Origin of the sequence: Symbiobacterium sp., assembly GCF_040797425.1 — a bacterium.
GTDB lineage: Bacteria > Bacillota > Sulfobacillia > Symbiobacteriales > Symbiobacteriaceae > Symbiobacterium.
Genome location: NZ_JBFNEH010000047.1, coordinates 21,860 through 28,563, shown reverse-complemented (window position 1 = coordinate 28,563; position 6,704 = coordinate 21,860). Strand labels below are relative to the sequence as shown.

The following is a 6,704-nucleotide window of genomic DNA, read 5'->3' as shown; positions in this document are numbered from 1 at the left end:
GTGTCGATCAGGACCATGATACTGCCCGGTTCTCGCTTGAGCAAGTCGCACCGCACTTCCGGCTACCGTCTCCGTTGATATGGTAAATGCCATTCACCATACGACTTGCGAAGGGATTGTGCCATGGAAGGGCGAATTCAAACAAGATCGACCAGGCGCCTGGCAAAGGGAGTTGGTTGCACACCATGCAAGTATTCGCTCGCATGCGGCGCTTCTACATGCCGTACGCCCTGTGGGGGATCGGCTCGGTGCTGGCCATGGCTGCACTCACCGCCGTGGGCCTGATCCGCCCGTGGCTGCTCCAACAGCTCATCGACCGGGTGATCAAGGAGCAGCGATTCGATGAGCTGCCGTACTGGGTCTTCGGGGTGGTGGCCGTGGCCCTGGTGCGCGGCGTGCTCAACTACAGCCGCCAGTACCTGGGCCATGTCTTCGGCCAGAACGCGACGCTCGATCTGCGCAACGCCCTGTACGACAAGCTGCAGTACCTCCACTTCACGTTTTACGACAACGCCCACACCGGCGACCTGATGTCGCGGGTCACCGCCGACGTCGAGGCCTTCCGGATGTTCCTCTCCTTTGGCTTCGTCCACCTGATGGACGTCTTCTTCATGACGATCTTCTCGCTGGTCGTCATGCTGGCCATGAACGTGAAGCTGACGCTGGTCACCCTGGCGTCGATGCCCCTCCTGCTGGTGGTGGTGCTGCGGTTCGAACGCCAGGTGCACCCGGCCTTCACGCGGGTGCGGGAGGCCCTGGCGGCGCTCTCCACGGCGACCCAGGAGAACCTGTACGGCATCCGCACCGTCAAGGCATTCGCACGGGAGAGCTTCGAGGTGCAGAAGTTCTCCGCCCACAACGAGGAGTATCTGAAGGCCAACCTCTTCACCGCCGGCCTGTGGGCGCGCTACTTCCCCGCCATTGAGATGCTCTCCAACTTAGCCCTCACGCTGATTCTCGCCTACGGTGGCCTGCTGGTTCTGCGGGGCGAGCTCACGCTGGGCGAGCTGGTGGCCTTTAACAGCCTCATCTGGTACTGGATCTGGCCCATGCGGGAGGTCGGCTACCGCATCAACGAGCTGACCCAGGCTGTCGCTGCAGGCGAGCGGCTGCTGGAGGTGCTGGACCACCCGGTGGCCGTGCAGTCACCGCGGGCCGCGGTCCGGCTGCCCGAAATGAAGGGTCACGTGCGGTTCGAGCACGTCACCTTCCGGTACCAGTCGCCTCGTCCCGACACCCGGGAAGTCACCGACCATCCCGCCCTCGTGGACATCAACCTGGATGCGCCGCCGGGAAGCGTGATCGGGCTCATCGGTGCGACCGGCTCTGGCAAGTCGACGCTGGTGTCGCTCATCCCCCGCTTCTACGACGTGACCGAGGGCCGGGTGACCGTGGACGGGGTGGACGTGCGCGACCTGGACCTGGCGGATCTCCGGCGCCAGATCGGCATCGTGCTCCAGGAGACCTTCCTCTGGTCGGCGTCCATCAAGGAGAATATCGCGTACGGCCGGCGCACGGCCACGATGGAGGAAATCGTGGCAGCGGCCAAGCTGGCGCAGGCTCACGACTTCATCATGGAGACGCCCAACGGCTACGACACCATCGTGGGCGAGCGGGGCATGGGCCTCTCCGGCGGCCAGAAACAGCGCATCGCTATCGCCCGGGCGATTCTCAACAACCCGCGCATCCTGATCCTCGATGACGCCACGGCGTCGGTGGACATGGAGACCGAGCACGAGATCCAGGTGGCGCTGCGGAACGCCATGAAGGGACGCACGACCTTCATCATCGCCCACCGCATCTCCTCGCTGAAGCACGCCGACGAGATCCTGGTGCTGGACCAGGGCTGCGTGGTAGAGCGGGGCACCCACGAGGAGCTTCTGGCCCGGGGCGGCATCTACCGGGCCATCTACGACATCCAGTTCCGGGACTACGAGGAGCAGCGGGCCCGGCGGGCGCATGGAAACGGGGGGTGCTGCTGATGGGGGCAGGGGAGTACCGCACCGCCCGTGAGCTGCACAACCGCAGGCAGCCGGTGCTGAGCGCGAACGCGGATCGCTTCTACTACAAAGAGGAACGGATTTTCGAGAAGCCATTCGACTGGGTGCAGTTCAAGCGGCTGGCGGCGTTCGTCGTACCCTACACCCGCCAGGTGCTCCTGGCGGGCCTGGCGGTGCTGGCGGCGACGCTGACGCGCCTGGCCGTACCCTGGCTCACGGCGCAGACCATCGACGCGGCCCTGGAGGCGGAGGTCCAGTTCACCCGCTGGACTCAGTGGCTCGAGCCCTTCGACCGTCCGCAGCGGCTGGCGATCCTCGTGGGCCTGATGCTGGCGGTCCACGTCGTCAACTGGATCGCCAACCACGAGCGGATCCGCCTCACCAACTGGGTGGGCCAGAAGGCGCTCTACGACCTGCGCACGCGCATCTTCACCCACGTGCAGTCGCTCTCGATGCGCTTCTTCGACACCCGGCCGGCCGGTTCGATCCTGGTGCGCATCACCAACGACGTCGACTCGCTCCAGGACCTGTTCACCAACGGCCTCATCAACGTGCTGCAGGACCTGCTCACCCTGGTGGGCATCATCGCCATCATGATGTCGATGCACCTCAAGCTCTCGCTGGTGGTCTTCACCTTCCTCCCGCTGATGCTCTTCGTCACCGCCCGCCTGCGCACCCGGGTGCGGCACGGCTGGCAGCTGGTGCGCATCAAGCGCTCCCGGATGACCGCTCACCTGGCGGAGGCGATCCAGGGCGTGCGGGTCACCCAGACCTTCTGTCAGGAGGAGCCTAACAAGGACTTCTTCGCTGACATGAACGTCGACTTCCGCCACACCTGGCTCAGGGTGCAGCGGCAGAACGCCTGGTTCATGCCCATCGTGGAGCTGATGTCTGCCCTGGCCACCGCCGCCGTCTACTGGTACGGCACGCGGGTGCTGCGCAGCGGCGACATTACGGTGGGCGTGCTGGTGGCCTTCGCCACTTACGTGGGCCAGTTCTGGGAGCCGATCAACCGACTGACGCAGATGTACGGCAACATCCTGGTGGCGATGGCCTCCAGCGAACGTATCTTCGAGTACCTCGACACGAAGCCCACTGTGCCGCAGAAGCCGGATGCGCGGCCGCTGCCCCCGATCCGGGGCCGGGTGGAGCTGGACAACGTCGTCTTCGCCTACGAGGAGGGGCGCACGGCCCTGGACGGGGTGTCGCTCACCGTAGAGCCGGGTGAGACGGTGGCCCTGGTGGGCCACACGGGTGCGGGCAAGACGTCGATCATCAACCTGCTCTCGCGGTTCTACGACGTGAACGAGGGTGCGGTGCGCATCGACGGCATCGACGTGCGGGACGTGACGCTGGAATCGCTGCGCCGGCAGATCGCCGTGGTGCTGCAGGAGACGTTCATCTTCAGCGGCACCATCATGGACAACATCCGCTTCGGCCGGCTCGACGCCACGGACGAGGAGGTCATCGCCGCAGCCAAGGCGGTGCGGGCGCACGACTTCATCATGCGGCTGCCCCAGGGCTACGACACGGAGGTGCGGGAACGGGGCTCCCGGCTCTCGATGGGCGAGCGGCAACTCATCTCGTTCGCCCGTGCCCTGCTTGCCGATCCGCGGATCCTCGTGCTGGACGAGGCTACAGCCTCGATCGACACGCAGACGGAACTGCTCATCCAGGAGGCCCTGGCGCGGCTGCTCAAGGGCCGCACCTCCTTCGTGATCGCCCACCGGCTCTCCACGATTCGGAACGCGGACAAGATCGTGGTGCTGGACCACGGGAAGATCGTGGAGATGGGCACGCACGACTCGCTCATGGCCCGCCGCGGGGTCTATTACGGGCTGATTCAGGCGCAGTTCAAGTTCCTGGAGGAAGCGTAGGCTGCCCTGCAGCCCCGGGGCCCCGCCCTGGTCGGACACCATCTCGCAACGGTAGTAGAATGAGCCACGCCCTGCGTTGGGTGTGGCTCATTTCGTCGTGCCGATCCGCCTTTCCGCTCCCGACACGGGGGCCGGGACCGATCGCAACCATCGTCAGGTCACCGCTGCCTCCAGGCGCTTCAGGAGCCTGCCCTGCACAGCGCTTCCAGCCGCTGCGTCAGGCCTGCACTGAAATCCATCGGGAAGTCGTGAGCGAGGCCGCTGCGCACCTCCAGTTCACATGGCAGCCCGGCCTGCTGCATGGCCTCGGCGAACCGGCAGGCCGCCGGGTATCCAAAATCCTGATCTCCCACGACCACGTAGCCCTGCACGTCGCGGCGGCAGGTTTCCAGCAGGGGCAGCACCGACTCCACCCGGATGGCCGGGGCCACCGCCAGGAACCGGCTCACGGGGAGGGAGCCGCACAGCGCGGCATAAACCGCCAGCGCCCCGCCCATCGAGAAGCCCGCCACCACCGTGGCCTCAGGGGGGTTCAGCGCGCGAAGATGGGCAGACACCTCGGCCAGGCCCTGGTCGCGGCCGCTCCAGAAGTACTGTCCGGGCGCCCACACCTGCGAGGACTGAGCCAGCGCGACCCGCCAGCCGGCCGCCAGTGCCGGCAGCCACTGCCCGCGCTCCTCCGAGTCCTCGAAGTTGCTGGCGTTCCCGTGCAGAGCCAGGAGCAGTCCCTTCGGTTCGCCTTCGGGCGAGTAGGTGTACAGCACCGGTCTGGCGGTGGCCTGGGCGGCAGCCCGACGCTCCTCGAACACCGCCAGTAACGGTTTCAGGCGGGGATCGTCTCTCAGCGGCGCCAGGTCCGGATCCCGCAGGATGCGCTCATGGTACCACAGGCCCCGTTCGGCGGCTTCCTGCAGCCACCGGAGCCCCGCGTCCGCTCCTTCCGCCCGGCAGGCCAGACAGGCCCGCCAGTAGTAGATGTCGCTGGCACGATGGGCGAAACGGGCGGCCTCCCTGTCAATCAGGGCCAGGGCCTCCCGGTACGCACCTTCCCCGTAGAGGCGATACACCTCGTACTGAAGCTCCCGGAAGCCGCGGACTTCCATGCCCACCTCTCCCTGCGCACTCCTTTTGGACAATGACGTGTGTGATCTGCCGGGTGTTCACGCTGGGGGGGCGGTGGCCAGGGGCCCGGAGCCGGTGGGGCGGTGGCGCCGTGGACCCGAACCCGCGGAGAGCGTGGTGCCATCTATTTGGCGAAACAGGGAAGGGAGTGAGGGCGCATGTACGAGTATAAGGTTCTCATGCTGAGCGCGGCCGAGCAGCTCGAAGGTGCGTTGAACCGCTACGCCCGGGAAGGTTGGCGCTGCAGGTTCCAGTACGTCGTGGAGGGATTCGGCGGTTTCACGAAGCTCGTGGTCACGCTGGAGCGGAAGGTGGGCTCAGTCCCGGACGATCCGGCTGAGGCGTAGGTGTTCATGGCAGTCAGCAAAGGCGGTCTGGCCACGATGGCGAGACCGCCTTGCGCGTCAAGGCGAGAGTGTTCGGGTGGAACCGTCGCCTTGCGGGGGGGTGCGGAAGGTTTCCCAAGGCCCCTTCTGGCGACTTGTGGTGGCCGTTGGACGAAGGTCTGCTGACCGTAACGTTTTCGTCACGATAAGCGTTAATCTTACGTGAAAGAGCGGTAAGTGAGGGGGTTGCTTTGGTGAGAACCGCAAGAGTGCTGCTTACCGTGATGTTGATGTTCATGATCATGGGATGCAGTGGAGCAACCGATGGCGGCTCTGGGGAACAGAACGAGGACCGGAACGCATCGGCTCCGGCGGTCCCCACTGCGGTGGCCTTCCTGAACGAGAGCCACGGCTGGGTAGGGGCTGCAGACGGGATCTGGCATACCCAAGACGGTGGCCAGAACTGGACTCTCCAGTTCCCCAGTCAGGAGCCGGTCATCCGGCTGGGTTTTCTGGATCCCCAGAACGGCTGGGCGCTCACAGGATCAGCGGCCCTTCTCCGTACGGAAAACGGCGGAGAGGACTGGAGCGCGGCAGAGACTCCAGGAGCGGCGCTGCGGGCCGTTGATTTTGTAGGTCCTGCTCATGTGGTCGCAACCGACGGAAGCGGCCTTCTCGTCAGCCGGGACGGCGGCAAGACCTGGGACAGGACCGGCTCGCCCCTCCCGTTCTCCGACCTGGACTTCGTCAGTGCGGAAGAAGGCTGGGCAGCTGGCGAGGGGCAGATCTGGCACACCCGCGATGGCGGAACAACATGGAGCGCGCAGCTCACGCTTCCGGAACCCGACAAGTGGTTGGGCCACACCTTTGTGCGCTTCACATCAGAGAGCAGCGGCTGGGTTCTGTTCTGCCTCGGCCAGGGAGCCGGTTCCCAGGAGACCTATCTGCTCTACAGCACAACGGATGCGGGCCGCACCTGGACTCCCCGGCTGATCGGTCGCTGGCCGTGGCCGTTTGCGGAGCCCGCGCCGGAGGCTCCGCACGGCCCCGGTGGGTACCCGGTTGCCCTTGGTGCGTGGGCCGAGACTGCCTGGGTGGCGGTGTATTCACCGGCTGGCGGCCACCTGGAGGTAGCACGGGTAACCATGGGGGGAGCACCGCCTGTCGTGAGTGACAAGATCCCCGTGGGCGGCCCGGCCAAGCCGACAGCGGGCCTTTCCTTTGTCGATCCGAAGACGGGCTGGCTGGTGGTCAGCGACAGCCAGCGCACCCAGGGGGCTATCCTGCGCACCGCCGATGGCGGCCAGTTCTGGACGGCTGTCCTCGGGAACCTGGAGTAGTCGGAACGCCACCCACGGATGGGAGAATCCCGGGGTGGC

5 protein-coding genes are annotated in these 6,704 nt (G+C 66.0%); 4 read left to right on the top strand and 1 reads right to left on the bottom strand.

The features are described from left to right. Nucleotides 1-185: 185 nt before the first annotated feature. Together AB2385_RS13645 and AB2385_RS13640 are read left to right on the top strand one after the other, a co-directional pair. Nucleotides 186-1,982: an ABC transporter ATP-binding protein gene (locus AB2385_RS13645; RefSeq protein ID WP_367655563.1), complete on the top strand. Its 1,797-nt coding sequence runs from the start codon at nucleotides 186-188 to the stop codon at nucleotides 1,980-1,982. Further along, nucleotides 1,982-3,877 carry an ABC transporter ATP-binding protein gene (locus tag AB2385_RS13640; RefSeq protein WP_367655562.1) on the top strand — a complete coding sequence of 632 codons (1,896 nt, stop codon included), beginning with the start codon at nucleotides 1,982-1,984 and terminating at the stop codon, nucleotides 3,875-3,877. The genes AB2385_RS13645 and AB2385_RS13640 overlap by 1 nt, the downstream gene beginning before the upstream one ends. Before the next feature lie 179 nt (nucleotides 3,878-4,056). On the opposite strand, the gene AB2385_RS13635 is transcribed toward AB2385_RS13640, so the two are convergent. After that, nucleotides 4,057-4,980 carry an alpha/beta hydrolase gene (locus tag AB2385_RS13635; RefSeq protein WP_367655561.1) on the bottom strand — a complete coding sequence of 308 codons (924 nt, stop codon included), beginning with the start codon at nucleotides 4,978-4,980 and terminating at the stop codon, nucleotides 4,057-4,059. A 177-nt stretch (nucleotides 4,981-5,157) separates the two neighbouring features. Here AB2385_RS13635 and AB2385_RS13630 point away from each other — a divergent pair, with 177 nt between their 5' ends. Further along, nucleotides 5,158-5,346, top strand: a complete 189-nt coding sequence (locus tag AB2385_RS13630) for a DUF4177 domain-containing protein (protein ID WP_011194425.1) — start codon at nucleotides 5,158-5,160, stop codon at nucleotides 5,344-5,346. A gap of 233 nt (nucleotides 5,347-5,579) precedes the next feature. After that, a complete protein-coding gene (locus tag AB2385_RS13625; RefSeq protein ID WP_367655560.1) occupies nucleotides 5,580-6,665 on the top strand; it encodes a WD40/YVTN/BNR-like repeat-containing protein in 1,086 nt (361 codons plus the stop codon). The last annotated feature ends 39 nt before the right edge of the window (nucleotides 6,666-6,704 follow it).